Annotated in this window: 36 protein-coding genes; 17 read left to right on the top strand and 19 right to left on the bottom strand. The window is 69.3% G+C overall.

What is annotated here, in order from left to right; all coding sequences use genetic code 11:
* Positions 1 to 193 precede the first annotated feature (193 nt).
* Positions 194 to 889, bottom strand: coding sequence for a sugar transferase (locus tag E1J50_RS05440; protein WP_132251181.1), 696 nt, complete (start codon positions 887 to 889; stop codon positions 194 to 196).
* 482 nt (positions 890 to 1,371) lie between these two features.
* On the opposite strand from E1J50_RS05440, the gene E1J50_RS05435 reads away from it, so the two are divergent.
* Together E1J50_RS05435 and E1J50_RS05430 are read left to right on the top strand one after the other, a co-directional pair.
* Entirely contained in the window at positions 1,372 to 2,805 is a 1,434-nt protein-coding gene (locus E1J50_RS05435) for a mannose-1-phosphate guanylyltransferase/mannose-6-phosphate isomerase (RefSeq protein WP_132251179.1), read from the top strand.
* 249 nt (positions 2,806 to 3,054) lie between these two features.
* A complete protein-coding gene (locus E1J50_RS05430) occupies positions 3,055 to 3,351 on the top strand; it encodes a hypothetical protein (RefSeq protein WP_132251177.1) in 297 nt (98 codons plus the stop codon).
* 18 nt (positions 3,352 to 3,369) lie between these two features.
* Here E1J50_RS05430 and E1J50_RS05425 read toward each other — a convergent pair whose 3' ends face one another.
* Entirely contained in the window at positions 3,370 to 3,636 is a 267-nt protein-coding gene (locus E1J50_RS05425) for a pilus assembly protein PilZ (RefSeq protein WP_245516440.1), read from the bottom strand.
* Between the two features lie 410 nt (positions 3,637 to 4,046).
* Between E1J50_RS05425 and E1J50_RS05420 the strand changes: the two genes are divergently transcribed.
* Both E1J50_RS05420 and E1J50_RS05415 read left to right on the top strand, forming a co-directional pair.
* On the top strand, positions 4,047 to 4,691 hold the full coding sequence (locus E1J50_RS05420) for a response regulator transcription factor (RefSeq protein WP_132251175.1): 645 nt from the start codon (positions 4,047 to 4,049) through the stop codon (positions 4,689 to 4,691).
* Positions 4,692 to 4,811: 120 nt separating this feature from the next.
* Positions 4,812 to 5,027, top strand: a complete 216-nt coding sequence (locus E1J50_RS05415; protein WP_132251173.1) for a hypothetical protein — start codon at positions 4,812 to 4,814, stop codon at positions 5,025 to 5,027.
* Between the two features lie 59 nt (positions 5,028 to 5,086).
* Here the strand turns inward: E1J50_RS05415 and E1J50_RS05410 are convergent, their stop codons facing one another.
* Positions 5,087 to 5,323, bottom strand: a complete 237-nt coding sequence (locus E1J50_RS05410) for a hypothetical protein (RefSeq protein WP_132251171.1) — start codon at positions 5,321 to 5,323, stop codon at positions 5,087 to 5,089.
* Between the two features lie 223 nt (positions 5,324 to 5,546).
* Here E1J50_RS05410 and E1J50_RS05405 point away from each other — a divergent pair, with 223 nt between their 5' ends.
* A complete protein-coding gene (locus tag E1J50_RS05405) occupies positions 5,547 to 5,894 on the top strand; it encodes a hypothetical protein (protein WP_132251169.1) in 348 nt (115 codons plus the stop codon).
* A gap of 162 nt (positions 5,895 to 6,056) precedes the next feature.
* Here E1J50_RS05405 and E1J50_RS05400 read toward each other — a convergent pair whose 3' ends face one another.
* Entirely contained in the window at positions 6,057 to 6,290 is a 234-nt protein-coding gene (locus E1J50_RS05400; RefSeq protein ID WP_165937786.1) for a hypothetical protein, read from the bottom strand.
* A 166-nt stretch (positions 6,291 to 6,456) separates the two neighbouring features.
* Between E1J50_RS05400 and E1J50_RS05395 the strand changes: the two genes are divergently transcribed.
* The 3 genes from E1J50_RS05395 to E1J50_RS05385 all read left to right on the top strand — a co-directional run bounded on the left by E1J50_RS05395 (position 6,457) and on the right by E1J50_RS05385 (position 8,735).
* Positions 6,457 to 7,842 carry a methyl-accepting chemotaxis protein gene (locus tag E1J50_RS05395; protein ID WP_132251165.1) on the top strand — a complete coding sequence of 462 codons (1,386 nt, stop codon included), beginning with the start codon at positions 6,457 to 6,459 and terminating at the stop codon, positions 7,840 to 7,842.
* A 130-nt stretch (positions 7,843 to 7,972) separates the two neighbouring features.
* Entirely contained in the window at positions 7,973 to 8,353 is a 381-nt protein-coding gene (locus E1J50_RS05390; RefSeq protein ID WP_132251163.1) for a hypothetical protein, read from the top strand.
* 73 nt (positions 8,354 to 8,426) lie between these two features.
* Positions 8,427 to 8,735, top strand: a complete 309-nt coding sequence (locus E1J50_RS05385) for a hypothetical protein (RefSeq protein ID WP_132251161.1) — start codon at positions 8,427 to 8,429, stop codon at positions 8,733 to 8,735.
* Positions 8,736 to 8,757: 22 nt separating this feature from the next.
* On the opposite strand, the gene E1J50_RS05380 is transcribed toward E1J50_RS05385, so the two are convergent.
* Positions 8,758 to 9,084, bottom strand: a complete 327-nt coding sequence (locus tag E1J50_RS05380) for a hypothetical protein (protein ID WP_132251159.1) — start codon at positions 9,082 to 9,084, stop codon at positions 8,758 to 8,760.
* Between the two features lie 222 nt (positions 9,085 to 9,306).
* Between E1J50_RS05380 and E1J50_RS05375 the strand changes: the two genes are divergently transcribed.
* The 3 genes from E1J50_RS05375 to E1J50_RS05365 all read left to right on the top strand — a co-directional run bounded on the left by E1J50_RS05375 (position 9,307) and on the right by E1J50_RS05365 (position 11,024).
* Positions 9,307 to 10,038: a helix-turn-helix transcriptional regulator gene (locus E1J50_RS05375; RefSeq protein WP_132251157.1), complete on the top strand. Its 732-nt coding sequence runs from the start codon at positions 9,307 to 9,309 to the stop codon at positions 10,036 to 10,038.
* A gap of 93 nt (positions 10,039 to 10,131) precedes the next feature.
* The gene (locus E1J50_RS05370) at positions 10,132 to 10,788 is read left to right on the top strand and encodes an acyl-homoserine-lactone synthase (protein WP_132251155.1); all 657 of its coding nucleotides are present in this window, start codon (positions 10,132 to 10,134) and stop codon (positions 10,786 to 10,788) included.
* A gap of 38 nt (positions 10,789 to 10,826) precedes the next feature.
* Entirely contained in the window at positions 10,827 to 11,024 is a 198-nt protein-coding gene (locus E1J50_RS05365; protein WP_132251153.1) for a hypothetical protein, read from the top strand.
* Between the two features lie 380 nt (positions 11,025 to 11,404).
* Here E1J50_RS05365 and E1J50_RS05360 read toward each other — a convergent pair whose 3' ends face one another.
* The 7 genes from E1J50_RS05360 to E1J50_RS05330 form a co-directional block, all read right to left on the bottom strand.
* The gene (locus tag E1J50_RS05360) at positions 11,405 to 11,656 is read right to left on the bottom strand and encodes a DUF6894 family protein (protein WP_132251151.1); all 252 of its coding nucleotides are present in this window, start codon (positions 11,654 to 11,656) and stop codon (positions 11,405 to 11,407) included.
* A 277-nt stretch (positions 11,657 to 11,933) separates the two neighbouring features.
* Positions 11,934 to 12,665, bottom strand: a complete 732-nt coding sequence (locus E1J50_RS05355; protein ID WP_132251149.1) for a Crp/Fnr family transcriptional regulator — start codon at positions 12,663 to 12,665, stop codon at positions 11,934 to 11,936.
* 187 nt (positions 12,666 to 12,852) lie between these two features.
* A complete protein-coding gene (locus tag E1J50_RS05350) occupies positions 12,853 to 13,104 on the bottom strand; it encodes a hypothetical protein (protein ID WP_132251147.1) in 252 nt (83 codons plus the stop codon).
* A gap of 38 nt (positions 13,105 to 13,142) precedes the next feature.
* A complete protein-coding gene (locus E1J50_RS05345; RefSeq protein WP_132251145.1) occupies positions 13,143 to 13,370 on the bottom strand; it encodes a hypothetical protein in 228 nt (75 codons plus the stop codon).
* Positions 13,371 to 13,393: 23 nt separating this feature from the next.
* Positions 13,394 to 14,047 carry a hypothetical protein gene (locus E1J50_RS05340; RefSeq protein WP_132251143.1) on the bottom strand — a complete coding sequence of 218 codons (654 nt, stop codon included), beginning with the start codon at positions 14,045 to 14,047 and terminating at the stop codon, positions 13,394 to 13,396.
* Between the two features lie 43 nt (positions 14,048 to 14,090).
* Positions 14,091 to 14,360, bottom strand: coding sequence for a hypothetical protein (locus tag E1J50_RS05335; protein WP_207919152.1), 270 nt, complete (start codon positions 14,358 to 14,360; stop codon positions 14,091 to 14,093).
* Positions 14,361 to 14,710: 350 nt separating this feature from the next.
* Complete coding sequence (locus tag E1J50_RS05330) at positions 14,711 to 15,946, bottom strand: adenylate/guanylate cyclase domain-containing protein (RefSeq protein WP_245516439.1); 1,236 nt, start codon at positions 15,944 to 15,946, stop codon at positions 14,711 to 14,713.
* Positions 15,947 to 16,178: 232 nt separating this feature from the next.
* On the opposite strand from E1J50_RS05330, the gene E1J50_RS27140 reads away from it, so the two are divergent.
* Positions 16,179 to 16,328, top strand: a complete 150-nt coding sequence (locus tag E1J50_RS27140; protein ID WP_165937785.1) for a hypothetical protein — start codon at positions 16,179 to 16,181, stop codon at positions 16,326 to 16,328.
* 188 nt (positions 16,329 to 16,516) lie between these two features.
* Positions 16,517 to 17,137, top strand: a complete 621-nt coding sequence (locus E1J50_RS05325) for a class I SAM-dependent methyltransferase (protein WP_132251141.1) — start codon at positions 16,517 to 16,519, stop codon at positions 17,135 to 17,137.
* Positions 17,138 to 17,236: 99 nt separating this feature from the next.
* Here E1J50_RS05325 and E1J50_RS05320 read toward each other — a convergent pair whose 3' ends face one another.
* Both E1J50_RS05320 and E1J50_RS05315 read right to left on the bottom strand, forming a co-directional pair.
* The gene (locus E1J50_RS05320; RefSeq protein ID WP_132251139.1) at positions 17,237 to 18,412 is read right to left on the bottom strand and encodes an MFS transporter; all 1,176 of its coding nucleotides are present in this window, start codon (positions 18,410 to 18,412) and stop codon (positions 17,237 to 17,239) included.
* 106 nt (positions 18,413 to 18,518) lie between these two features.
* Positions 18,519 to 18,758, bottom strand: coding sequence for a hypothetical protein (locus E1J50_RS05315; protein WP_132251137.1), 240 nt, complete (start codon positions 18,756 to 18,758; stop codon positions 18,519 to 18,521).
* A 94-nt stretch (positions 18,759 to 18,852) separates the two neighbouring features.
* On the opposite strand from E1J50_RS05315, the gene E1J50_RS05310 reads away from it, so the two are divergent.
* Together E1J50_RS05310 and E1J50_RS05305 are read left to right on the top strand one after the other, a co-directional pair.
* Positions 18,853 to 19,497 carry a DUF47 domain-containing protein gene (locus tag E1J50_RS05310; RefSeq protein ID WP_132251135.1) on the top strand — a complete coding sequence of 215 codons (645 nt, stop codon included), beginning with the start codon at positions 18,853 to 18,855 and terminating at the stop codon, positions 19,495 to 19,497.
* An 8-nt stretch (positions 19,498 to 19,505) separates the two neighbouring features.
* A complete protein-coding gene (locus tag E1J50_RS05305) occupies positions 19,506 to 20,513 on the top strand; it encodes an inorganic phosphate transporter (RefSeq protein WP_132251133.1) in 1,008 nt (335 codons plus the stop codon).
* Positions 20,514 to 20,632: 119 nt separating this feature from the next.
* On the opposite strand, the gene E1J50_RS05300 is transcribed toward E1J50_RS05305, so the two are convergent.
* Together E1J50_RS05300 and E1J50_RS05295 are read right to left on the bottom strand one after the other, a co-directional pair.
* Positions 20,633 to 21,802 (bottom strand): hypothetical protein, encoded by a 1,170-nt coding sequence (locus E1J50_RS05300; protein ID WP_132251131.1) that lies wholly within the window; start codon positions 21,800 to 21,802, stop codon positions 20,633 to 20,635.
* 85 nt (positions 21,803 to 21,887) lie between these two features.
* A complete protein-coding gene (locus E1J50_RS05295) occupies positions 21,888 to 22,907 on the bottom strand; it encodes an SDR family oxidoreductase (protein ID WP_132251129.1) in 1,020 nt (339 codons plus the stop codon).
* 302 nt (positions 22,908 to 23,209) lie between these two features.
* Between E1J50_RS05295 and E1J50_RS05290 the strand changes: the two genes are divergently transcribed.
* Entirely contained in the window at positions 23,210 to 23,896 is a 687-nt protein-coding gene (locus E1J50_RS05290) for a PspA/IM30 family protein (protein ID WP_132251127.1), read from the top strand.
* A 36-nt stretch (positions 23,897 to 23,932) separates the two neighbouring features.
* Positions 23,933 to 24,205, top strand: coding sequence for a YiaA/YiaB family inner membrane protein (locus tag E1J50_RS05285; RefSeq protein ID WP_132251125.1), 273 nt, complete (start codon positions 23,933 to 23,935; stop codon positions 24,203 to 24,205).
* Positions 24,206 to 24,247: 42 nt separating this feature from the next.
* Here E1J50_RS05285 and E1J50_RS05280 read toward each other — a convergent pair whose 3' ends face one another.
* The 3 genes from E1J50_RS05280 to E1J50_RS27765 form a co-directional block, all read right to left on the bottom strand.
* Complete coding sequence (locus tag E1J50_RS05280; protein ID WP_132251123.1) at positions 24,248 to 24,451, bottom strand: DUF2934 domain-containing protein; 204 nt, start codon at positions 24,449 to 24,451, stop codon at positions 24,248 to 24,250.
* A 51-nt stretch (positions 24,452 to 24,502) separates the two neighbouring features.
* Positions 24,503 to 25,417, bottom strand: coding sequence for a manganese catalase family protein (locus E1J50_RS05275; RefSeq protein WP_132251121.1), 915 nt, complete (start codon positions 25,415 to 25,417; stop codon positions 24,503 to 24,505).
* 195 nt (positions 25,418 to 25,612) lie between these two features.
* The coding region (locus E1J50_RS27765) for a sulfur globule family protein (RefSeq protein ID WP_207919151.1) at positions 25,613 to 26,219 on the bottom strand (607 nt) is incomplete at its 5' end.

Genomic DNA, 26,219 nt, shown 5'->3' with positions numbered 1-26,219 from the left:
CCACCACATCTTGGCCGCGGTAGCCATGCGTGATCGTTCCTCGTTTCGGATCAGCTGTCGCGCTTGCGGCGCAACCCGGCAAACCTCCCCGCGCTTGGGAGACGCGCCCATGATCCGACCTCTCGGTAGAAACGCGAAGACTTCGGTATATTCGATCGGCCGCCGGCAACTCGGATCGCATTCTGCGGTTCCGTCAGTATGACCCTCTGGCGAAGAACACGGCTGGGATCGTGCGCGCGACGATGATCATGTCCTTGGCGAGCGACCATGTTTCGACATAGGCCCGATCCAGACGGACGCGTTCGGCGTAGGTCGTGTCCGAGCGTCCGCTCACTTGCCAAGCACCGGTGAGTCCCGGTCGCACGGAAAAGTAGATCGTTGCATCGTGACCATATTTCTCGATCTCGCTGGAGACGATCGGACGTGGTCCCACGATGCTCATCTCCCCCAAGATGACGTTGATCAACTGCGGGAGTTCGTCGAGGCTCGTCTTCCGGAGAAGATAGCCGATGGACGTCACACGCGGGTCGTCCTTGAGCTTGTGGGACCGCCGCCACTCATCCATGGCTGCCGGGTTATCGCTCAGGTAGCGCGTCAGTATCGCCTGACTGTCGACATGCATGGTTCGGAACTTCAAGCAATCGAAGCGCGTGTTCGAGCGCCCCAAGCGCGGGTGGCGGTAAAAAGGGGAGCCCCCGTCACTGAAACGGATCAGGATGGCGATCAAGCAAAACAGTGGCAGCAAGACAATCAATGCCGCCACGGCAACAATGATATCGAACGTCCTCTTCGAGCGACTGTCGCAGCAGCGGACGGAATCGGGCATGTGCTGCGATACGTCGCTGCGGCCCAACTCGGCATCGGACGCAACTCTGGATGGCACCAGCATGCAGCGCTCCCAAGTCTAGGAACCCTATTGGTTAACACTCACTTAACTTTCGGCATCGTTCCATGTCGCAATGCACCATTCAAGTACTAAAGATGACCAATAACGAACAATCCTTTGGCAAATTGCATTTTTATTGTTCATTACCAATGTTCGATTCCGTACGAAAGGCTGATATGGAGGACTTCATTTGCGTAAGCTGCGGGAGGTCTTTATCTGTTACCGACGTGTGGTGCGACGCGCCCGATCGCGCTCGCGAACACGATTCCCATTGCCATTCATGGTCGCCGCCTCAGGCGGGTGACTTCACTCGAGAGCCTTGGCCGGCTCGACTGTGTGCAATGCAGCGGGTATTCGGGGAGGGTGTTCGGTCGAGGGTGGAGGCCTGCCGCCTTGACCGGCGCATTGTGCGACAGTCTCGTCCTGGCGGTCTCTATGCCATGGCATCGGCGCGGTGACGGTTTCCGGTTGAGGGAAAGGACGTGATGGACCTCGATCAGAGCGCTCCGATCCTCCCCGTGATCCTGTGCGGCGGCTCAGGCACGCGCCTGTGGCCGGCCTCGCGCGAGAGCATGCCCAAGCAGTTCTCCCGCCTCGTCAGCGAGCACGCCTCCACCTTTCAGGACACCGCGGCCCGCGTCGCCGACGGCACCCGCTTCGGCCGCCTCGCCGTGCTCACCCACGCGGATGCCCGCTTCATCGTCGCCGAGCAGCTCGCCGAGGCCCGCATCCCCGCCGACATCCTGCTCGAACCCGAGCGGCGCGACTCCGCCGCCGCCGTCGCGGTCGCGGCGCTGCACGCCGCCCGCACCGACCCGCAGGCTGTCGTTCTGATCCTGGCCGCCGACCACGTCATCGGCGACACGCAGGCCTTCGTCGCGGCCGTCGAGGCGGCAGCCGTCGGCGCGCGCGCCGGCCACATCATGACGCTCGGCATCGAGCCGACCCATCCGGCCACGGCCTACGGCTACATCCACCCGGGTGAGGCGATCGAGGCGGCGCCGGGCACCTATCGCGTCGCCCGCTTCGTCGAGAAGCCGGACCGGGCCGGCGCCGAGCGCCTGATCGCGGAGGGGGCGGTCTGGAATTCGGGCTACTTCCTGTTCCGCGCCGACGTGATGATCGGCGAACTCGAGGTGCACGCGCCCGCCGTCCTCGCTGCGGCCCGAGCCGCTCTCGAGACCGCATTGCGCGACCTCGACTTCGTACGCCTCGACGCGGAGGCCTTCGGACGCGCGCCCAAGACCTCGATCGACTACGCGGTCATGGAGCGGACGCGGCACGCGGGCGTGCTGCCGGTCTCCTTCGCGTGGTCGGACGTGGGCACCTGGGACGCGGTCTGGAGCGTGCTGGAGCAGGACGCGAACGGCAACGCGGTGCGCGGCCGCGTCGAGTTGCTCGAGACCCGCGGCAGCCTCGTGCACAGCGAGGGCGAGCACGTCACCGCGGTGGTCGGGCTCGACGACGTGGTCGTGGTCTCGACTGCCGACGCGGTTCTGGTGACCTCGAAGGCGCGTTCGGGCGAGGTGAAGACGCTGGTGGAGCGGCTTCGGGAGAAGGCCTATCCGGAAGCGGACGCGCACCGGCGGATGTACCGGCCCTGGGGATGGTACCAGCGGATCGACATCGGCGAGCGCTTCCAGGTGAAGCGGATCATGGTGACCCCGGGCGGGCGCCTGTCCCTGCAGAAGCACTATCACCGGGCGGAGCATTGGGTGGTCGTGAAGGGCACGGCGGAGGTGACGCTCAACGAGCGGCTGGTGCTGGTGCACGAGAACGAGGCGATCTACCTGCCGATCGGCTCGATGCACCGGCTGACCAATCCGGGCAAGATCCCGCTGGAGTTGATCGAGGTGCAGGTCGGCTCCTACACCGGAGAGGACGACATCATCCGCGTCGAGGACGTCTACGGACGCTGAGCGCCGCGAGGCGTAGCAGCGCGGACCCGCCGCAACAGACTTGGGCGTTGGCAAAAAATTTCAGCTTTTGCGCGATAAGGACGCCTGATAACGAGAACGTTCCTCGCACCAAGTCGAGGACGAGGAAGTGGCGCGTGCCGTGAGACGTACGATGGTCGCCCTTGACGACTCCCGAGCGATGACGTCGATCTTAACGAAATCTAGGCGCGAGCACGGGACCGCGGTTTAGGTTGTTGGATGGTGCCCCTCATGTTGATTCCGGCGCTGTTCGCAGTCTTCGGAGCCTTATGCGGCCTCTGGCTCTCGGTGGTCGGAGTCGCGTTCACGACGCTCGGGCTGATCGTCGTCTGCGGGCTCGCGAGCTACGTCTTCAACGGACCCTTCACACCGCTGCTTCTGCTCGGCTGCGCCCTGTCCCTGCAGGTTGGCTACGTTCTCACAGTGGCGCTCAGGAGCCTCGTCCTGCACATGCGGAGGGCGCGGGCGGCCGGCAAGCCGGTGCGCAAGGATCAGGCGCCGGCCAAGCTCCCGAGCGAGCAGAGGTGAGCAGGCGTCGCGGCCTCCTCACCCGCCGAACTGCACCGTCAGCTTGCGCCCCTCCCGTCCCGTGACCCGGCAGGCCCGGTCGAGCGACAGGTCGGCCGATTCCAGCCGGAAGAGGTTCGGGGCGATGGAGTGCGGCTCGATCTCGAGGATCGCGCCGTCGCCCGTCAGCTCCCAGACGAGGCATTCGAGGCCGACCGGCTCGCTGTCGAACCGGATCACGCCGAAGCGGAACGCGTTCCGGCGGCCGGTCGGGGTAGTCAGAGCAGCCTCCCCGTCTGCCGGCAAGGCCGCCTGCGGACGGGCCTCCGAGAGCGTCGCCGCTCGTCGGCCACAGTGCGCTCCCACCCGGAACAGTCGCGCGTGAGCGCGCGGGCGTTGCGCCTGCAGCATGCGACGGGGACTGTGAGGCCGGATCGTACCGCCACCCGGAAAGCCTTCGGTCAGGCATCTAAGCCGTTCCTCGATATGCATGCCGTCCGCGCGCGATCCAGCGGGCCGAGCGCCCACCGTCGGAAATGAGTTTTTCGCTCGCTCCCGCCGTATCGGCTCGGCGCGAGTCGGAAATGAAACGACGGTTTCGGACCATCGTCGGAGGAAGTCTCCCACCTTGTGCCGTATCCCGCGCCCGGGCCGCGTGGAACCCTGTCGACATCCCGCGCGCTCAGGATGCCGCTCGGTGAGGACCGGTGGCGGCCATGTTGAAGCTCGCGCGCGTCGCGCTCATCGCATCCGGGAACGACGAGCGTCGGCACGCCCTTGTCGCCCTCGTGCGCGCCCGGGGTTGCTTCGTCGAGGTGATCGAGTGCTCCTCCCTCTCCGAGGCGCGCCGCGTCGTCAGTAGCCGGGCCGACGTCGCGCTCGCGATGCTCGATGGTCAGGATTTCGAGGCGGGGCGCACGGCAACCCTGCTCGACCTGCGTCTCGTCTTCCCGGGCCTGCGCGTGGTGGTGATCGCAGCTACGGACGAGCGGGATGACGTGCTCGCCTGCCTGCAGGCCGGCGCACATGGCTACCTCCCCGCGGATCTGCCGCCCGAGGCGCTCGCGGCCGCGGTCGCCAGGATCTGCGAGGGAGGCGTCTTCGTCCCGTCCTCGCTCAGCCGCCTGCCGGCGCCGAAGCCGGACGAGCGCGCGAGCGAAAGCTCGCCGCTTCGGCAGGGCCGGGACGCGGGCTTGACGGCTCGGCAGAACGACGTGCTCGGCCACCTGCGCGCCGGGCGCAGCAACCGCGACATCGCACACCTTCTCCACCTCGCCGAGAACACGGTGAAGGTTCACACCCACACCATCTTCCGCAAGCTCGGCATTTCGCGCCGGAAGGACCTGATCGACACGCCCTGATCCGAGGCGGCCCGGGAAATCTCACGGCCGCCGGAACGATTCTCTCCGCGCGCCGTCATGCCTTACAGAACCGGCGGTTCCGCGAAGCGGGCGGCGGCCGGCACCCGGAGGAACGCGCAGATGCTGGTCCACGAAGTGACCGATGCCCTCGGAGGCAGCAAGTTCGTCTTCGACGTCACCCGGCCGGTCCCGGCCTTCATCGGCGCGGAGGAGCCGGAGGAGGAGCGCACGGCCTTCCCGGCGGACGGGCGGGACAGCCCCCGCGAGCTGTGCGATCAGGCAGGGCGGCGCGCCTGCGGACGCCGATCGCCGGAGTCGATCTCCACGCGGCGCTGACCCGCATTCGGCGCGAAATCGGGGCCCCGCGCCCGTTGCCGGCCTTGAAGTAGCACAGTTCAGCCGCGCCCGATTTCCAGGCCGGCCGGCGGCAGGAAGCTCAGGTCGGCGATGGCGAGCGCGGCGCGGATCGCCTTCAGGGTCCGCTCGTCGGCGCCATCCTGAAGGGCTTCCGCCAGCAGCGCGGAGATCGCGAAGAAGAGATCATCGCGCTTCGGGTTGCCCCTCAGGAGCTGCTCGTCCTCAAGCAGCGCCGCCAATCGGACCATCATCGGGCAGGATATGTCGAGGGGCATCTACACTTGCCCGTTTATTTCCAACGCGAAAAGTATTTTATCAGTATTTCCCGGCACGAAAACCTACACTTGCGTACTAATCAGGCCTAGCTCAACCCATCGGAAGCCGGTTACAGGAGAGCACACCGGCGGCCGCATCGAGTCGGGCACCCCCGCGGGAACCGGAGGGTCGGGCTCCGCGTCATTCCAGCATCCCCGGCCCGCCCAAATGACGAGGACCGTCATGCGCGCTTCGCCCCTCTACCTGCTCGCCGCTCTCGCCCTCGCGCATGCCCTGCCGGCCCAGGCGCAGGGGCTGCCGAGCTCGAACCTGAACAGCATCAACGACGCCCTCGCGGGCCAAGCCCAGATCCGGTCGCTCCAGCAGCAGCAGCAGGCGGATCGAAGCGCGCTGCGCATGGATATGCAGCGCAACGTCCTGTTTCGGCCCGACGCCGGCTATACGGCCCCGGTGATCCTGCGGCGCGGCCACGGCTTCGGCGCCTCCGGCCCGCACCACCCGGGCGGCATCCGGAGCGGGCGCACACGGCTCGATCGCAGCCTCGACACAGGCATCTGTGTCGGCTGCTGAAGCCATCGGCATCCTTGAGCGTGGTCCCGGGCGCCGACCCCGCGCACGGCGCTGCGCCCTGATCGGACCCGCCCCGTGCGGCTCGCGCGTGAGAATGCCTGTGTCGGCAAGGCTGTGGATTCGGACCGAGGCCGAAGAGGTGTGCGCCGCCGCTGAATATGGTCAGGCCGCGGCTTCCGGCTCCCGGGTGCCATCCTCGATCGCCGCCTCGACGGGGCCGCAGAGACCCGCGGCGATCTCGGCGAAGCCACGGCCGTAAGACTTCGACACCGCTTCCCAGAAGCCCGCCCCGCCCCCGTCGGGCAGGGACTTCAGACGGAGATTGATCGCGTCGCGCGCGGCCTCGGCCAAGGCCTCGACCTCCTCGGCGGCGATCCCCATGAACCTCTGCATCATCGGCCCCCGCGAAGCGTCGCTATTCCTGCAAACGCCTCGCCGATGAAACCGATCCCCCCATCGCCTGCCTCCGTACCGACCGCATAGCCGGCGCAGCACCAACGTCAGGTAGAAATTAACGATCCAGGCTCATCCTGCCCACGAAGAATTGCGGAGGGAGCGCAGCATGTTTCGGTCGGCCATCGGGAGCTTTCGCGCATCACAGGCGCCGGCCGAGCCCCTGACATCGGAGCCGCAGCCGATCCGGGAGGAGGCGCGTCTCCTCGCCGCTGTCGAGCGGCTGATCACGAGCCAGAATCTTTCCGCCGCCGATCTGCCGGCCGGCCCGGTATCGGACGCGCTGCGCCGTCTCGAGACCGCCCGGAGTGCGAGCCGGCGGCGCGATCTCTCCGCCATCGCGCGGCTCGGCCGGGAAGCGTCGGAGGCCGCCATCAACGTGGGCTGGACCACCTACGATGTCGGCCAGATCGCGGGCTCCTCGCAGACCATCGCCAGCGCCACCGAGGAGATGGTCGCCTCGATCGCGCAGGTCGCGGAAACCTCCGAGGGCGCCGGAGCCCGCGCGCAGGAGGCGCAGGCCGCGATGACGCTCTGTCTGCGCGACGTGCAGCAGACCCGGGAGGCGATGCAAGCGATCCACGATCGGACGATGCAGATCGACGAACGCCTCAAGGTGCTCCAGGGAGCCATCGCGCAGATCGGGACGATGGCGGCCACCATTGCCGGCATTTCCGGCCAGACGAACCTGCTCGCGCTCAACGCGACGATCGAGGCGGCCCGCGCCGGCGAGGCGGGGCGCGGCTTCGCCGTCGTCGCCGCCGAAGTGAAGGCGCTCTCCGGGCAGACGGCGAAGTCGACGGAGGAGATCCGCTCCTGGCTCGGCACGCTCCAGACCGAGATGGCGTTGATCTCGGAGGCGGTGGGCGAGAGCCGCGAGGCGGTGGCAAGCGGAGGTAGCATCGTCGCGCAACTCGGCTCGCGCATCGCCGAGGCCGAGACCGGCATCACCGAGACGAGCAGCCTCACCCACGCCCTCGCCCAGACGCTTGGCCAGCAGCGCACGGCGACGGAGGAGATCGCGCGCAACGTCCAGGAGATCGCCGAGAAGTCCGCCAAGACGCGCACCGAGATCGACAGCATCACCGAACGGCTCGCCAAGGCGGAGAATACGGCCCAGACCGCCCTCGACGCCGTCGCGGAGCCCGACCCGGTCTACCCGCTGCTGCGCCTGCCCGCCGACATCGGAACCTGGAAGCGCCGGCTCGCGCGGATCCTGGCGGGCTTCACTCCGCCCGAGCCGGGCGCGGCCGCGATGCGGCCCGGTCAGACGCTTCGGCTGAGCCAGATCCTGGCGCAGGGCCCGGAGGCCGGGCACCCGGCACTCCCGGCTTTCGGCCGCGCCGAGGAGGCAGCCCTGCGCGAGGCCGAGCAGATGGTCCAAGCCATCGCGCGCAGCGACTGGGACAGCGGCACGCCGGCCTACCGCGCGGCCTCGAAGGCGATGAAGGACATGCTCGACGCCGCCGAAGCGATCACGGGCGTGACCCGCTAGGCCCCCGCTACGCACCCATTGCTCCGGCCGCGCGATGCTTTGCGCGCGGCCGGGCAAAATCCTGTATCCTGTATGCAACCGCATATCGCAGCAGACGTTGGAGGCTGCGGCTATTTGGGGGCAGCGGGACATGACGAGAACCGCACTGGCGATCGCAGCCGTGCTGATCGGGACCGGCCATCCGCTTGCGGAAGAGATCCGCTACTTCTGCGCGGAGGACGCCAAGGTCGCCCTGACGGGCAGCGAGGCGAGCGTCACGGCCGCGCGGCAGGAATCGCGGCGCTTCGACGTCGAGATCTCGGACGACACCATGTTCGTGAAGGGCGGCTACCCCGGCATCTACCGCTGCACCACGGCGGAGGAGGGCAAATCGAAGATGACCTACTGCCGCTCGGCCGACCGGAAGGTGATTTTCGCGATCGATGCGTCCAGCCTGCGCTTCTCCCTCGCGCGCCTCAGCACCGAGGATACGGCAGCGCCCTTCGTCTCGGCGGGGAAATGCGTCGATTGACGCGGCGTCCAACCGTTTAACGTCTCGCTCACCCTGACGGCAGGGAAATCGCCGGCCTCTTCCGGAAGCGTGCATGATGCAGGCTTGGGAGGTGCTCATGTTCGTGCTGATGGCGATGGCGATAGCCGGCGGCCTGATGACCGGCGCGGCCCTGGCCCCGCAGGGTTTCCTGATCGCGATCCTCGGTGCGCCGCTCGGCGGCAGCCTGTGCGCCGCACTCGCGGCGTTCGTGCTGATGCGGCGGCGGGGCGCCGATTGGCGCGAGGATGCCGATCTCGACGCGCGGACCGACGCGATGGTCGCCTCGTTGCGGGCCCTGGCGGAGCGAGGCCGCAGCACGGACGAGGTCCCATCCGCTTCGGCGGGGACTCGGGCCGCTTGAGACGGCCGAGTCGGACTCTCTCCTAATCCGGATCCGGCCCGTCCGCGGCGCGTCCCCCGAGAACCGGCTCGGCGCGCCCCTCCGTCTGCCGGCGGCAGATGGCCTCGACCGCGCGCAACGCCTCGAGGCGCGCGTCCTCGTCCTGGATCGCCTCGAAGGCCTTGTGCAGCCGCAGGCTGTCGAGCAGGCGCTTGCGCTCGATTGGGGGCGCAGCCGCACCGTTCGAGGGCGGCGCACCATCCCCGTCCATGCGCGCGGGCGGCGGCGGATCACCGAAGAACAGGGCCGGATTCATTTCGAGCGCCGCCGCGATCCTGTGAAGCAGCTCCCACTCGTAGTCTTTCGACATCGCGGCTCACCTCTCCGAACGGGGGCTCGGGCACGGCCCGACATGGCGGGATGCAGGGGGCGAGCACCGCGTCAGGAAGACCCGGCGCCTACCGAGGAGGAAAACGAGCCTGTTCATACAATTTCCCCGGGCGTCATCCAGCCCTGGTGAGGACACCACGTTAAACTATCTCGTGTGTTTCTGGTTTGGTACAATCAGCGGTCTCCATCGCGATCGTCCTGCGTGCCCGATATCCGACAGACCTCGTTCGACATCATCCACCGTCTGCGGGCCACGAAGTCGCGCGCGGACGTCTACGCCGAGTTGCGGGCGGCGGGGGAGGTCTTCGGCTACGACGCCTTCCTGATCGGAGGCTTGCCCCAGACCGAGGCCGAGGGCCTGCTCGATTGCGCGATGATCACGGGCTGGCCGGACGCGTGGTCGCGGCGCTATCACCGCCAGGGTTACCTGCACCAGGATCCGGTGATCCGGCAGATCCGCCAGACGGCCGAGCCTTTCCTGTGGACGGAGGCGGCACGGGTACACGCCGACGCCCGCGGCATCCTCGTGATGGACGAGGCGCGCGGCGTCGGCCTGAAGGACGGCTTCTGCGTACCGTTCCACGATCTCGATGGACGGGAGGCCGGGGTCAGCTTCGGCGGCGAGCGGCTGAGCCTGTCCGAGGACGAGCGGGCCGGCCTTCACCTCGTGGCGATCTACGCGATGTCGAAGGCGCGCGCCGTCTCGGCCTTCCGCGGCAAGGGTGGCGGCGACCCGATCAGCGGCCTTACCGAGCGCGAGATCGAGTGCCTGAAATGGTCGGCAGCGGGAAAGAGCGCCTGGGACACGTCGCAGATCCTGACGATCTCCGCGCGCACGGTGGAGGCGCATCTCGCGAGCGCCGCCCGCAAGCTCAACGCCGTCAACCGCGTCCAGTCGATCGCCGAGGCGCTGCGGCGCGGGATCATAGCCTGACGCGGGCACCCGCTTCCACTCCGTAAATCTACGAATACGCCGGCGCCCTCACCTGCCCGACCCTGCCGCGGAGGAAGGCAGGAGCGCGCGAGCATGTTCAAGCTGTTGAGCGGTGAGGCCGGGTCGGAGGATCCGGGCCTGATGGACAGGGTCTACCGGTTTCGCCACGATTTCTTCGTCGAGCACCTGAAATGGGAAGCCTGCCGCAGGCCGGACGGGCGCGAGACCGACGCGTTCGACACGCCCGAGTGCTACCATGTCGTGGGGCTCGACGGAGAGGAGGTCGTCTCCTATTCCCGCCTTCTGCCCACCACCCAGCCGCACCTGCAGACCCATCTCTACCCCGAGATCCTGAAGGGCGCGCCTGCCCCGTCCGGGCCGCGGATCTACGAGTGGACGCGCTGCGCCGTCGCACCGGGCAAGCGTGAGAGCAGCCGCGGGGCCGATGCGGTCTCCGGCCCCTCCTTCACGGCGGTGGCCGAGGCGGCCGAATTCCTCGGCCTGGAAGGCCTGCTTGTCCAGACGCACCCGATTCTGGTGAGCCGCCTGATGACCTTCGGCTGGGATGTCGAGGCGCTGGCGCTCCCCTGCCCCTACGACGGCTCGACGATCCTCCCGATCTGCGCGCGCCTGCTGCCCGAGACGATCGAGACGCACCGCCAGATCTTCGGCCTCACGCGGTCGGTCCTCGACATCGAGACCGTCGATCGGTCCCGCCGTATCGAGGCCCCGCGCCGCCGCTCCGCCTGAGGCGTCCGACGCCCAGGCTCCTCGAAGGGGACACGCCCATGCCGCACGCCTCCACACACGACGGCGCCGAATCCGCCAGCGCGGCGGCGCGCGCCGCCGCGCGCTGCCTCGAAGCCCGCGAAGCGATCCGGCAGATCGGGGATCCGACGCTCCAGGCGGTGTTCGACCTGCTCCTGTTTCAGATCGGCCGGGAACTCGCCAAGGAACTCGAGAGCGACACGCGCCCCCTCGAATGAAGGGCGGGGTGCGAGCGCCCGAACCGATCCGGCAGGGAGGTCCGGAAACGGCTTTGACGCCGGGCCGCGATCGGCCGTAGCCTGTCCGTGGAACGGAATGCCCGACGACCCGGCCCGCCTCGCTTCCTTCGAGGGCAGGCGGCGACACGGATCGGGGCGCCCGGTCGTCGGGAGGCGTGGGAATGTTTGCCGGATTGCGCGGCCCAGTATCGCTGCGGCTCGTTGATGCCTGCCCCGTTCTGGAGCGTCATCTGACACCGCGCCGCCGCCGTGCCGCGAACGACAACGCACGGCGCTCCGTCGACAGGCGGTTGGCGCTCTCGGGCGCCGTGTTCTGCGCGCTCGCCCTGATTGCGGCCCTTGCCGGACCCTGGCCGCTGCTAGGATGAGCGATCGGGCTTCGCCCACTCGCCGGCGAAGCTGAGCGTGCCGCGGTAGAGGATCGCTCCCGCCTCGTCGCGCACGCGAACCAGGAAGACGCGGCCCTCGCCTTCGGTGATCTTCTCGCGCGCCATATCGGGCAGCATGGCCGTCGCGAGGCGTTGTGCGGTCACGGCGTCGGGCAAGTCCTGCCCTTCCTCGTCGTGAACATGCAGCTCCCCGTCGTCCGAGTCGATGAAATAGCGCGGCATGTCCCCCTCCCCCGAGACGCGGGAGAAGAACAGAACGGTGCGACCGCGGTTCCCACCCATCAGCATCGTGGAACACCGAGACGCCTGCGGGGACCGCCCGCCGGCAGCAACCGTGAGTGTTGTCGTTACTCCATCACCTCGTCCGGGACACCCTGAGGCCGGTCCGTGCGCCCCTTGCCGACGGCGTCGCCACCCTCGAGCCTCGACGAACCGGGATGAGGCAAGGATTGTCGGGAGAGTGCGGTGCGGCGGTCCCGAACAGCCGGGCCGCGCCATGCTACCGTTCGAGCCCGAGATAGGCGGGATCGAACTCGGAGATCCGGACGAGAGCCTGCCAATCCTCGAGCACCAGGGTGCTGTTCTGCAGGCTGACCAGCTTCTGCCCCCGCAGGGTTTGCAGGACGCGGTTGACGTGGACGTTCGACAGCCCGAGCGCGTCGCCGAGATCGACCTGCGTGACCGGCATCGGGCAGCGTCCGTCCCCCGCGAGGCCCACAGCGCGCAGCTTGAGGTACAATTCGCAGAACAGGTGCGCCATGTTCTCGAAGGCGGAGCGGCGCCCGAGACCGAGCATCCAGGCCCGCAGGACCGCCGCATCGATGAAGGCGCTGCGCCAGAAGATGGCGGCAAGCCCGGGATGGGTCGCGATCAGCTCTCGGAGAGCCTCGTGCGAGATGCAGGCGATCGTCGCCTTGGTCAGCGTCGCGACGCTGTGGTCCATCACCGGCCTCTGGAGCCCCTCCAGATCAGGAATGTCGCCGGGAATGTGGAAGGAGAAGATCTGCCGGCGTCCGCGCGACAGCAGCTTGTAGCGGCAGGCCCAGCCCTGGAGGACGAGGCAGCACTGGCCCGAGCGGTCCCCGTCGCGAGCGATGTCCTGCCCCGCCGACAGGACGCGCACGGTGGCCGGCAGCCCGGCGATGGCCTGACGTTCCTGCGGCGTCAGCGCCCCGATGGTCTCCAGCTTTCGGCAGAGAACATTCAGCGACTGTTCGGCAGCCGAAACCACGCGTCCTTGCCCCGCTCCACGCTCCGGAGCGCCCGGACGTTGCCCGCCGCTAGCGCTCGCCCTGGTTGTACCGAGGGCGAAATCTAGCTAGCGCGCGAGAAGGCGCTTTTGGTTGACCCAGGTTAAAAGGCGCAGCGTTTTCCCACTCGGAAGCGCCTCACCCCCCTCTCCGGGCCTCGGCGCCCTCTCATCGGCAGCCAGCGCAGATTCCGTCGAGAATTGGGTCGAGCTCTCTCTGTCGCCGCGTCCGCTCGGTGGGATCGCTCGTCGGCGCGGAGGCCGCACCCGGTGGCACGGTCTGGCCGGAGGGCGCCGTGAACGGCGCCGTGATCGTCGTCTCCGGGCCGCCGCCGATCCCGGTGACCGCCTCGGAGGCGCTTGCCGGGCTCAGGAAGAGGCCGGTCATCAGGAGGGCGGCGGCGTAGTGCGTGCTCGGCATGGTCGTCGTCAGGCCCTCTACTTCTCCGGGATCCGTTCTCAATGGGCCGAAACGGCAGAGGTCTGGCTGCCCTGGTGCGGGATGGGGCGCTGGGGCGTCGGCCGCTCCACGGGCACCTCCACACCGAGCAGTTCCCCGTGGGGTCCGGGGTAGATCATCCACTCCGCCAGCTGCTCGACGGGGCGGGCGCGGGTATCCGCGACGGCCGTGCCCACGAGACCGGCGATCAGGCCGGCGAGCCCGGCGGTGCCGACAAGGCGAAGCATGGGATTCTCCGGTGGTTGGGTGTTCAGGGTTGCCGGTCGAGGGCGTTGCGGCCGGCTTGCGTGATCGTCCATTCGCGCCGCCCCTCCGCATCGAGGCGCCCCGTCGGCTCGACGAGGCCCCGATTGCGCAGGGCCTGGATCTGCGTGTCGCTGGGCGCGTAGCCGCGGGGCGACCGGGCGAGGATGCCGAGGCGGTAATTGGCGAGGGGCGCGAGTGCCGGCTCGTCGGCCTCCGCCCGCTCCGCGCGGACCCATTCGGCGAACTCGGTCCAGGGATCCGCCTCGTCGGACCCCGTCTCACCGCCCGCCTCGGCGCTGTGGCGCAGGATGTCGGCGAGGATGTCGGCCCTGTCCCGTTCCCTCAGATGGTTCCAGTGCGTGCGGAGCCAGCCCGTGCACAGCCTCGCCGCGTCGCGCGGGCGGCTCAGGCTGTAGCGGACCGCCGCCAGCACGATGAAGCCGGTGTCCCCGCTCGCGGGATCGATGCCGCGACCTTCGTGCCACTGGCCGATCTCGGCGTGAAGGATCGATTCCACCGTTCGCCACTGCCCGATGGTGAGCGCGACCGCGGGCCGCACCGCCTCGCTGCGGCACCGGGAGCGGCACACGGCGAGTTGCCGCTCCACCTCGGCCGCGACCCCACGGCGCTGACCCCTCTCCTGCATGTCACCCGTCATTCAGCCCCGCCGCATCCTCGTCGCCCTCACCGATGTCCGCGGCTCAACGCACCCGCCAGCCTGACGCCCAGTGCGGCTCGACGACACGGGGAGCCGCGCGATGGGCACCCGCACGCTCGGAGAGCATCGGCTGCCCGAGGATCTGTCCGGTCGCGCGGCGCTGCGAGTAGAGCGAGCGCGGGTCGTGCTCGGGGTGGTGCACGAAGGAACTCATATGGGCGCCACCCGCGGGCTGGCGGCTTCCCTCTGCGGCCGCCGGTCCGGCGAGGCCGATCATCAGCGCGAGGGCGGCGGTCGCGGCGTAGAACGTCATCTGCAAACTCCTGTCGCTTGTTGGGATGATCAGTCGAATGATCGGCTGAAATCTGATGATGTTCTAGATAGAGAAAGATCAATTTTACTCAAGTGACATAAGTCACACCGGACCTAATCTGCTTTAATCCCGCGCGTAAGTCTTTCGTGTGACGCGACGCACGAGATAATTGATCCGGAAAATCCAGAACAGGATTAAAGCACGCCGGCTCGGCGCATCGATCAGGCTCGTCCCTGGCATGCCAAATACCGGAAATGACCGAGCTCTTCTCGACCTGATCTGCCGGCAGGCATCGCGCCCGCGTGCGGCGGCGCGGGTCGCATGCGGCTCACCTTGATGGGTGGCCCGTTTCAGTCGAGGGTGAGGAGGGGCAGCGCCTGGCTCGCGCCGTCCTGCTCGCGGACCGGCCTGAGCCTGGGACCCTCGTCCGGATCCTTCTCGAGCAGACGGGCAAAATCCTTCGATACCGCCAACTCGAGACCGGCGGCCTTGGCCCGGCTCTCGATGCGGGCGAGCTGATTCATGGCGGTTCCGAGAACGGTGAACTCGGCCCGGAATCCGTCGTCGAACACGCCGACGAGCACGTCGCCGGCATGCAGGGCGACGATGATCGACAGGGGGGGCGCCCCGTCCTCTTCCCGCTCCCGGTTGAGGTCCCGGAGCCGCCGCCCGATCGTGCGCGCGCTGCGCAGGGCGGCGCGGGCCTGATCCTCCGCCCGTCCCGACACGAAGAGCGCGAGGATGGCATCGCCGACATACTTGTCGACGATGCCCCCCTCCTCCGTCACGGCCGCATGGGTCAGCGCGCGGATGTCGAGGAGGGCACGCACCACGTCGTCCCGAGCCTGCGCCCGCGTGAAGGCCGAGAAGCCGCGGATGTCGAGGGCGAACAGGCAGGCGTGGCGCAACTTCGCGGAGCCGAGCCCCCCTTCCCGGGCAAGGTCGGCGGCGACCTTGCCGGGTACGAAGCGTGCGAGCACCGCCTTCTCGTGCTCGACGCGCAGCGCCGTCGCCACGGCCGCGCGCAGGCGCCTCGTCCCGTCGATCACGACGAGACTCGCTGCGAGGAAGGTGAGGAGGCCGGAGACCTCCTCCGTCAGCGAGATCTGCGGCCCGAGAAGTCCGCTCTCCGGGACGAGGGCGGCGAACACGATGGTGCCGCCCCAGGCGAGCGTCACCAGTCCGGAGAAGAGGATCGTGTGCGCGACCCGCATGGCGAGGCCGGTCTGGAGGAGGAGCAGGAAGGCCGGCAACCGGCTGACCGCTGCGACCGCGTCCTCCGCCCCCGTGCCGGCACCCGCCATCATGTGCTCGACGACGAGGTAGAGGGCGATGCCGGCATTGAGCAGGGTAGAGGCGCGGGCGAGCCATTCCGCCTTGGAGGCGCCCTCCTCCTCGCCGGGTTCGGCAGGAGCGTCGTGCCGATCCGCGAGGCCGAGACCGATGGAACAGACCGCGTAGACCGCGAGCACCACCCAGTAGCTCGTCGCGTGGAGCGTGCCTCCGGCGGCGAGCGCGGTGGCGAGCAGGACGAGCACGATGATCAGGTGCAGGACGAGGGAGCCCCTGCCCGCCGCAACCCGCATCGGCCGAAGCGCGGCACCGTTTCGGCCATTCCCCTGCACCCGCTCCGACACCGCCCCGCGATCTCCACGCTCCGCCCGGCCCGCGCCGGCCCCGTAACACATAGGCCCCGGATCGGTCGCCGCGGCGGGACCGGATCACGAAACAATCAGGGAGGGGAGAAGAAACACCTCGGCAACCTTGAGAGGTTATGACCGTCCCTGCTCCGTTCGGGAGCGTCGAGAGGAGGCCTGCATGCCCGCTGCCCGCCCGCTCCGCCGGCTCCTGCAGCCGATGTCACGGATCCTCACGGCGGCCGGCCGCGCAGTGATCGGCGCCGCGGAACGCGACCGGACCCTCCCGCCCCGTGCTCCCGGCGAGGTGGTGTTCCGGCACTACGTCTGAAGGCGCGGCGATCCGGACGGTTGTCGCGAGGCCCTCATCGTCCGCGAGGGGCTCGACCTGCCCGGCTTCGCGGCCGACCCGCGGTGCCGATCGCTGCGGGACATGCGCAGCTGGCGCGGTCCTTCTCGCGCCGCACCCGGAGATCGCCGCCCGGTTCGGGAGGCGAGTTCACGAGGCGGGAGGACGACATGGGCTTCTACGAGCGGCATCTGGGCCCGCGCCTCGTCGGCTGCCTCTGCGGCCTGGCCGACATTGCCGCCGAGCGCGAGCGGCTGGTGCCGCGAGCCAGCGGCACCGTCCTCGAGATCGGGTTCGGACCGGGCCTCAACCTGCCCTACTACGATCCGGAGCGGGTGACGCGGGTGATCGGCGTGGATCCGAGCGCCGCCTTCCTGCGGCTCGGAGCGGAGCGCCGCCGCGCCGCCCGGGTTGCGCTCGATATCCGTCAGGCCCCCGCGGAGGATCTGCCCCTGGCCGACGCCACGATCGACACGGCGCTGGTCACCTTCACGCTCTGCTCGGTCGCGGATCCGGCGCGGTGCCTGTCGGAGATCCGGCGCGTGCTGCGCCCGGGCGGGAGCGTGCTCTTCGTGGAGCACGGGCTCGCCCCGGACGCCGGCGTCGCGCGCTGGCAGCGGCGGCTGAACCCGCTCTGGCGGGCGCTGGCGGTGGGCTGCAACCTCACGCGGCCGGTCGCGGACAACTTCCGGTCGGCGGGCTTCTCGCTTCCCGAACTCGACGCGTTCTACATGCCCCGGAGCCCGCGCCCGCTGAGCTACATCAGCCGCGGCGTGGCCCGGCTCTCGTAGAGACGCTTGCATGATCGCCGAATCATGGACGCTGCCCCAACCTCTTGATGCAGCGCATTCTCTTCAGGCGAGCCGGAACCCGCCCCGCTTAGACCTGCGCTAGCGCACTCGCCAGAGCGCTCCGACGAGACCGACATTCGCGAGCGCGAGGGCGGCGAGGATCGCGAACAATGCGTCGGCCCCGCCTTCTGTCACCACGAAGGCGCCGACGAGGGGCGCCAGAGCCTGCGCCACCAGCCCCGGCCGCGCCAGGCGCCCGATCAGCCTCGCGTAGCGTTCCGGCCCGAAAAGGGCGAGCGGGACGGTGCCACGGGCAATCGAGTAGATGCCGTTGCCGGCGCCGTAGAGGACGAGCGCCAGCGCCACGGCGGGCAACCCATTGGCGAGGAGCAGGATGCCCAGCGCGATCAGGCTCATCGCGGCGGTGAGCGTCCAGAGGGGATGATACCGGCCCCGTCCCGCCATCTCGAGGATCCGCGCGGCCACCTGCGACGGACCGATCAGGGCACCGTAGGTCACCGCGGAGGCGAGCGGCACGCCGCGAGCCTGGAGCAGCGTGACGAGATGCACCGAGGCGAGTGTCATCACGGTCCCGCCGAGCGTCAGCACGCCGGCCATCAGGAGGAAGGCCCTGCGCTCCCGACCGCCGAGAGCCGTCGGAACCGGGGCGGAAGGCTCCCCCTTGCGGAGGGGGTACGGGGCCGGGTTCGGTACGAGCGCGAGCACGAGCGGCAGGGCCACGCAGAGCTGCAGGCCGGCATAGGCGAGGCAGGTGCCGCGCCAGCCGGCCTGCTCCACTAGGAAGGCGGAGAGCGGCCAACTCACCGTGCTGGCGAAGCCGCCCCAGAGGGTCAGCGCCGTGATCGCCGGCCGCGCTTCGCTGCCGTAGAGACGGCCGAGCGTCGCGAAGGCGGGGTCGTAGAGCCCCGTTCCCATGCCGAGGCCGAGGAGCAGCCAGCCGCCGAGGAAGGCGGGCAGAGCCGGTGCGAGGGCGAGGACGACGAGGCCGGACGCCGTGACCAAGGCCGAGAAGGCCAGGACCGGCCGGCCGCCGCGCCGGTCGACGGCCTCGCCGATCCGCGGCGAGACGAGGCCCGCCACGAGGAGGCCCGCCGAGAGGCCGCCGACGACGCCGGCGAGGGGCCAGCCCGTTTCCGCCGCGATCGGTGCCGCGAGAACGGAGAGGAGGTAGAAGGTCGAGCCCCAGGAGAGGATCTCGAAGATCCCGAGGGCGCCCACGACGACGGAGCGGCTGCGGTTGGAATGCGGGCTCATCCGAGCGCCCCCCATCCGCGGTCCCGCGCCGGCCCACACCTGCGCGGAACACCCGGGGGCTGCCCCGCCCGATGCCGCGTCATCGCCCCCTTCACCCGGCCCCTCCTCAGATCGCGCGGACCTCGCCGGGGCGGAGATTGATGGCCTTCGTCGTCCGAGGGGACAGGCTGCCGACGACGGCGATGCGCCCTTCCCCCTCCAGCAGGGCCCGGACCGCCGCCAGCGCCTCGCCCGGACTCTGCAGGACGGCCGCGTAGACCGCGTCGGCCGGCTGGCTGTCGCTCTCTGAGACGGGCGTCACGGCAACGAGATAGGCGGTGTAGCGTTTGTGCTTGTCGTTCGCCATCGGGAACCGTCTTGCCACGCCGCGGGATGTGGAACAACAACACGGTCGGGGAAGAGATCTCGGGCGAGATCGTATCGCGTTTCGGAGGGCCTGGATGCTGGGGTGGTTTCGGGCCTTGATGCCCCGGGAAGACCGGTTCTTCGACCTGTTCGCCAAACATTCCGAGACGCTGGTGGCCGGCGCGGCGGCGCTGCAGGAGGCGCTGAAGGGCGGCGAGGCGGTGCCGCGCTGGTGCCGCGTCATCAGCGAGCGGGAGAACGAGGCGGACGAGATCACGCGGGAGGTGCTGCTCGCCGTGCGGCGCAGCTTCATCACGCCCTTCGACCGCGGCGACATCAAGGACCTGATCCAGTCCATGGACGACGCCATCGACCAGATGCACAAGACGGTGAAGACCATCACGCTCTTCGAGATGCGCAGCTTCGACCCGCTGATGCAGGAGATGGGCGGCACGATCGTCGAGGCCGCCAACCTGACCGCCGAGGCGATTCCGCTCCTCAAGGGCGTCGGCACGCACGCGACGCGGCTGAGCGCCCTCACCGAGCAGATCACCCGGGTGGAGGGCCGCTCGGACGAGTTGCACGAGCAGGGGCTGAAGGCGCTGTTTCGCGAGCACGGGCAGTCGAACCCGATGGCCTACCTGATCGGTAGCGAGATCTACGAGCACTTGGAGAAAGTGGTCGATCGCTTCGAGGACGTCGCCAACGAGATCAGCGGCATCGTGATCGAGAACGTGTAGGGCAAGCCATGACAGACGCTGCCCTCGCCTTCCCCCTGCTCGTGGGCCTGATCGGCGTCGCGCTGCTGTTCGATTTCCTCAACGGCCTGCACGACGCCGCGAACTCGATCGCGACGATCGTCTCGACGCGGGTCCTGCGGCCGCAATACGCGGTGTTCTGGGCCGCGTTCTTCAACTTCATCGCGTTCCTGTTCTTCGGCCTGCACGTCGCCCAAACGCTGGGCACCGGCATCGTCGATGCGGGCATCATCGACGCGCGCGTGATCTTCAGCGCCCTCGTCGGTGCCATCGCCTGGAACGTCGCCACCTGGATCCTCGGCATCCCCTCCAGCAGTTCGCACGCCCTGATCGGCGGGCTCGTCGGGGCGGGCGTGGCGAAGGGCGGATTCGACGCCGTGATCTGGGGCGGCCTGACCAAGACGGCGGCCGCGATCGTGCTCTCGCCGCTCTTCGGGCTGCTGCTCGCGCTCATCCTCGTGCTGATCGTCTCGTGGATCTTCGTGCGGGCGACGCCCTTCGCCGTCGACAACACCTTCCGCACCCTGCAATTCGTCTCGGCCTCCCTCTACTCGCTGGGGCACGGCGGAAACGACGCCCAGAAGACGATGGGCATCATCGCCGTGCTGCTCTACTCGCAGGGCCATCTCGGGGGCGAGTTCCACGTCCCCCTCTGGGTCGTGATCTCCTGCCAGGCGGCGATGGCGCTCGGCACGCTCTTCGGCGGCTGGCGGATCGTCCACACGATGGGCTCGAAGATCACCCGCCTGAACCCGATGCAGGGATTCTGCGCGGAGACCGGGGGCGCCATCACCCTGTTCACGGCGACCTGGCTCGGCGTGCCGGTCTCGACGACGCACACGATCACGGGCGCGATCGTCGGCGTCGGAGCGGCGCGGCGCACGTCGGCGGTGCGCTGGGGGGTGGCCGGCAACATCGTCGTGGCCTGGGTGGTGACGCTGCCCGCCGCCGCCCTCATCGCCGCAGCCTGCCACTGGCTCGTCGGGCTCGTGGCCTGAGCTCGCATCGGACCCCGCCTCAGCCCTCTCGGAGCCGTCCAACCGTGGCTGCGCGCGGGCGTCCGTCCCGAAGGAGCGACCGGGATTAAGGCGCGCGCGCAGCGCGCGGACGCCCCGCCTCAGCGCAGATAGATCACGCTGTAGAGCGTCCGCTTCAGCTCGTCCTCGGTGAGCCAGACGCGCCCGTTATCGCAGCGCTCGCGGATGCCCGCGCGCATGCGGGCGCAATATTCGCCGGTGTTGTCCTGGACGAGGTACTGGCAGGCGCCCGCCTCACGCCGGCGGGCGACGATCGCGCTCGAATGGTCGGCGGCGACGTCCGGGTCCTTGGGATCGCGCTCTTCCAGCACGTACCAGCTGTAGCCGACGGTGGGCGCGCGGCCATGGTCGAGGGCGTAATCGACCATGGCCAGCATGCGCGTGACGGTTGCCGGGGCCGGCGCCCGGCCCTCCTCCAGCATCTCCATGAACGCGAGCTGGTTGGCGGCGATCCGGAAGGAGACCGGCAGCAGCGGCACCGGCGGCGGCCGGCGCCGGCAGAGCGCCTCGGCCTGCGCGAGCCACGCGGCGTTGACCGCATCGGCGCGGCGGCTGCGCAGCTTGTCGACGGTAGAGCCGACGCTGCGGAAGCTCATGTTCGGCGCCCGCACCGGGGCGCTGTAGCGGAGCGCCGCGAAATAGGGCGTGAAGTGCGCGTAGCCCTCGTGCGAGGGCAGGTCCCGCTCCTCGCAGAGGCCGCCGAGATTGTAGAGAAGCGCCGCCGCGTCCTCTTCGCCGCCCTCCAGCTTGTCGAAATAGGGTTGCAGCTGCGGGTTGCCGTCGTGGCTGATATCGGCGGCGTTGCGGCTCCAGGCGATGTCGGCGAGATACGCCGGATGGGCTCGCAGGTGGTCCCGAATCCGGGTGTCGCCGATCTCCGACAGGCGAGCCGGATCGGCGAAGTAGAACTTCGCGGCGACGTCGAGGGGGGAGACGGCCACACCGACGCGCTGGGAGATCATGTCGGCGGTGGCGTAGGCGAAGCAGATGGCGCTGTCGCCCTGGCCGACCGGAATGTCGGCCGGGCGCGGCGAGATCCGGTTGCTGCCGGGCAGGCGGTGGGTCGCCGGCGGCATGGCGATCGTGACGGGCCGGCAGGCGGCGTTGCGCACGTAGCGAGGCTTGGCCGGCAGGATGCGCGGATCGAATGCCTCCGCGCGGGCCGCCAAAGCCGCGAGCGACATGGCGAGGGTGAGACTCAGCGCGCAGGCCGCCCGGCCCAGCGCCCATCCTGATCCCCGGTCCCCCATGTCCCACCGACTGCCAAGCTCGAGCCCGGCGGCCGGCATATCACGGGTCGGCGCGGTCGGACATGCGGCCCGGGGGTGCGGGCGTCTACGGCCGGCGCCCGCCGCGCGAGCCGCCCGTCAGCATCAGGGCCGCGGTCATCGCGACGCCCGCGGCCACCATCCCGGCGGTGGCCAGCGGGTTCAGGCTCGCCCGCGTGTAGGCGCTGGAGCGCATCACGTAGCCCGGATGGCTCCCATGCGCCTGCCCGTCGCCGCTCGGCCGGTGGAGCGCGCCCTCCGGGTTGCGCGGCGCCTCGTTCCGCTTCTGCAGGCTCGTGACGGCGGGCGCCAGGAGATCGTAGGCGCCGGGTGCGAATTCCTTCAGGCCCGCGAGGATCTTGCCGCCGCCGCCCACGAATATGTCCCGCTGCGGGTGCACGGCCGCGTGAAGGATCGCGTGCGCCACCTCCTCGGGCGGGTAGACCGGAGGCGGCAGCTTCGGCTCCCGGTCGGTGTAGTTGCGGGCCCGCTGGGGCAGCGGGGTGTCGATCGAGCCGGGCTTGATCAGCGTGACGGAGACGGGCGCCCCGACCTGCAGCAGTTCCATGCGCAAGGCGTCGGTGAAACCCTTCACCGCGTGCTTGCTGGCGCAGTAGATCCCCTGGAGCGGGAAGGCGAGGTCCGAGGCGACGCTGCCGAGATTGATCAGGGCGCCGCCGCGCTCCCGCAGGTGCTCGACCGCGACGAGGGACCCGTGGATCGTTCCCCAGAGGTTCGTCTGCAGGAGCCGCGCGCTGTCCTCGTCGCTGACCTCCCAGAGGTAGCCGTAGATCGTCAGCCCCGCGACGTTCACCCAGGTGTCGAAACCGCCGAACTCGGCCAGTGCCCGGTCGGCGATGGCCTGGACATCCGCTCGGACGCCGACATCGGCGACCACGTCGATCGCGCGCCCGCCTGCCCCCTCGATCTCGCTCCGGACCCGGGCGAGCGCCTCGCCGTCACGGGCAGCGAGCACCACCCGCGCCCCGCGCTCCGCCGCCATCCGTGCCGTGGCGAGGCCGATGCCGCTGGAAGCACCGGTGATGATGATCACCTGTTCGTCGAGCGGCTTGTGGATGCGGTTCATGGGCTCGTCTCTCGGGTCGGCGGCGCTTGCTCGAACCATCGCGTCGAACGCGGGCCGCGGGCTACGGGACTTCGGGTTGCACTTTTCGCCTTTAATGCAACTCGCGGATGCCAACTCGGCGAGGCGTCGACAGTTGCCGATCGGGGCTGCGGCGGATGGGCTGTGTCCTGAAGATGGACGAACGAGGCGGACGGCCAATCGCGGACCTACCTCTTTGCACGTCGTGCAAAAACGCACTTGAACGACGTTCAAACGTCTGCGAGACATCGGGTGTGAACACCGTTCAATCAGCGGAGTACCCGATGCTCAAGATGCTTCGTCTCCTCGCCCGCGGCGCCGCCGCCCGCGCCGCCGAGGACCTGTTCAATCAGAATGCGCTCCTCATCCTCGACCAGCAGATCCGGGAGACCCGGGCCTCGCTGGAACGCAGCCGCCAAGCCCTCGCCGTCGCGATCGCCGGCGATCGGGCCGAGGCGCGCCGGGCCGAAGCCGCCGAGGCGCGGGCCAGCGATTTGGAGATTCGTGCCGTCGCCGCCCTCAGGGCCGGTCGTGAGGATCTCGCCGCGGAGGCCGCCGAGACCATCGCGGAGCTGGAGAGGGAGCGGGACGCGATCCGCACCGCCCGCGCCACCTTCGCGGCCGAGGTCGCCCGCATCCGTGAGACGGTGGCCGATGCCGGCCGCCGCCAAGCGGAGCTGGAGCGCGGCCGCCGGGTCGCGGCGGCTTCCGAAGCCGTGCGGCGCCTCGGCGCCGGTACCCGCCCGCAGGAAACGGCGACGCTGCGGGAGGCCGAGGCGACACTCGCACGCCTTCGGGAGCTCCAGGCCGAGGCTTCCGACACCGAGGCGGCGCTCGCCGAGGCCGAGCCCGGCGCCGACATCGCCGAGCGCCTGAGGCGCGAGGGCTTCGGCGACGACGACCGGCCGACCGGAACCGCAATCCTCGAACGCCTTCGCCGCTCGGCGGGTCTTGCCGCCGAGCCCGCCTGATCACGGAACCCGCCCGCTACTGAAAAGGACAAGACCATGACCAACGAGACACCCCGCCACTCGAGCGCCTGGGTCAGCTTCACCTACGCATCCTTCATCGGTGCCGCCGCCATGGTCGGCTTCGGCATCCTGTTTCTGCCGGTCGATTTCTGGCTGAAGGGCTACCTCGCCATGGGCGTCGTGATGCTGGTGCAGTCCTGCGTGACCGTCACGAAGACGGTCCGCGACGTCCATGAGGCCAAGCGCATGGTCAATCGGATCGAGGATGCGCGCACCGAGCGCCTCCTGATGTCCGTCGGCAAGGAGTGAGGCCCAAGCCTCTCCACCCCGCTCCGCAGGCCCGGACACCGGCTAGCTCGAAGCCTCCTCCACGCCGGAACGGCCACCCGTTTCCCCGCCCCGCTTGCGCTCGCGCTCGGCCCGCAATTCGCGCTCGGCGAGAAGCCAGAACTCGATCTCGAACCCGGCCGGGCGGTGGTTGCGCTCCCAGATCTCGTAGGCGCGCTCGCGGATCTGGTCGAACGGGATCGCGGCCTTATCCGTCAATGCTTCCATCCTCGCTGGAAAGGACCCGGGCGGCACGGGCCGCGCCGGGTCCGGCCTGGATCAGCGGCTCTTCTTATAGAGCTTGCTCGCCACCTCGAAGATCTCCTCCGGCGCATAGTTCGGGGCGAAGGCCCCGTAATTTCCGTCGAGCTCGGGAATCTTGCCGCCCTCGGGCAACCCGTCCACCACCTCCAAATTGCCCGGCGGGTCGCCGGGAAGCGCCACCTCGTCGTTCGACCAGATTCCGGCGGCCTCTTGGTAGTCGCTCGGGCTGAAGCGGTAGAGGCGCCGGTGCGAACCTTCCTGCAGGTACTTCTGACACTCGGGGATCTTGTCGAGGACGATGTTGGGCGTGGGCAGCATCTTCTCGATCTCGACGCCGGTGAGCTTCTTGAGCGCCAAGGCATAGGCGTGCGCGTGCACCGAGCCCCGCACGAGGAGGTAGCCGCAGACCTCGCGGCCCGTGGGGTCCTTCAGGGTCTCGTAGACGCGCAGCTTGTGGAGACGGGCGCCGCACTCCAAGTGGAAGTTGTGCAGCAGATCGATGATGATGTTGCCCGTCGTCGTGACCATGTCCATGTTCCACGACGCGGCGTTGGAATTCATCGGCATGGCGCCGCCGCCGTTGCTGAGGAAGCTGCCGGCAAGCCGGATGTCCTTCATCTCCTCGAAGGGAGCCTTCGAGACGTCGACATCCTCGGTCTGATCACCGGTGCCGTTGTTGAGCATCGCGACGCCGGTCGAGACCAGCTCCACGTGCCCGAGCTCTTCCGCGAAGATGCTCGATACCAGGCTGTAGAACGGCCGTAGCTTCGATTTGTCCCGGAAGTTGAAGCTCTGGAACATGTAGTTCCCGAGCGTGGACATCTCGCCGTATTTACCGCCGAGGAGCTCCTGCAGGGCTGCTGCGGCGTTCGGGTCGGGCTTCTTCGGCTGGGGCAGTTCGGCCTGGAGGCGGTCGATCCTCATGAACATGCGCGGCACCTTTCCGGTTTGGGACACCGGTGGGGCGACTCTACAACCGCTGGTATGTTCCACGGAGGCGGGAATTAACCCGGCCCTCGACGACGCACGCGCGGTGCCGGGACGATCGCGCGAATGCCCGCGAGGTGCCCGGAGGCTTTCGGGGAAGGCCGGGGCGGGAGGGGTCTCTCCGCCCCGGCCTTTCGCTTACGGAACGTGCCGCGTGGGGTCGCCGGTGCGATGGGTGAGGAACAGGATCTCCTCCGCCTCCCGCGCCTGCTCGACCAGGTTGCCCTTCCCCTCGTCGAACAGCCAGGTCCGGTAGCGCGGCCGGCTCGCACCGGCCTCGTCGCCGCTGACCCGCAGCACGATGTCCCCACCCTGGATCGAGCGGATCACATCCTGCGCCAGCACCGGGCGGTGCGCGATCCCCGAGATCAGAGATGCCCGCGCACCCAGCGCCTGCGCCCGCAGCGTGTCGGCGGTCACCGCGCCGAGGGTGGGCAGGCTGATCCCGGCGTCGAAGCGCCAGAACAGCTTGCCCTTGCGCGACCCGATCCCGCTGAGGCCCCCACCGTCCGTCACCGTGTCGCCGCCCGTGCCCAGGCCGGTCCACAGGCCCGCGACCGCCGGCCAGCCCGCCCACGCCGCGTAGGGGTAGGCCGCGCCGTAGGGATACGCCGCGCCGTAGGGATACGCCGCGCCGTAGGGATACGCCGCACCGTAGGGGTACGCCGCACCGTAGGGGTACGCCGCACCGTAGGGGTACGCCGCACCGTAGGGGTACGCCGCACCGTAGGGGTACGCCGCACCG

Origin of the sequence: Methylobacterium segetis, assembly GCF_004348265.1 — a bacterium.
Lineage (GTDB): Bacteria > Pseudomonadota > Alphaproteobacteria > Rhizobiales > Beijerinckiaceae > Methylobacterium > Methylobacterium segetis.
This window is presented reverse-complemented; position numbering and strand designations above follow the sequence as displayed.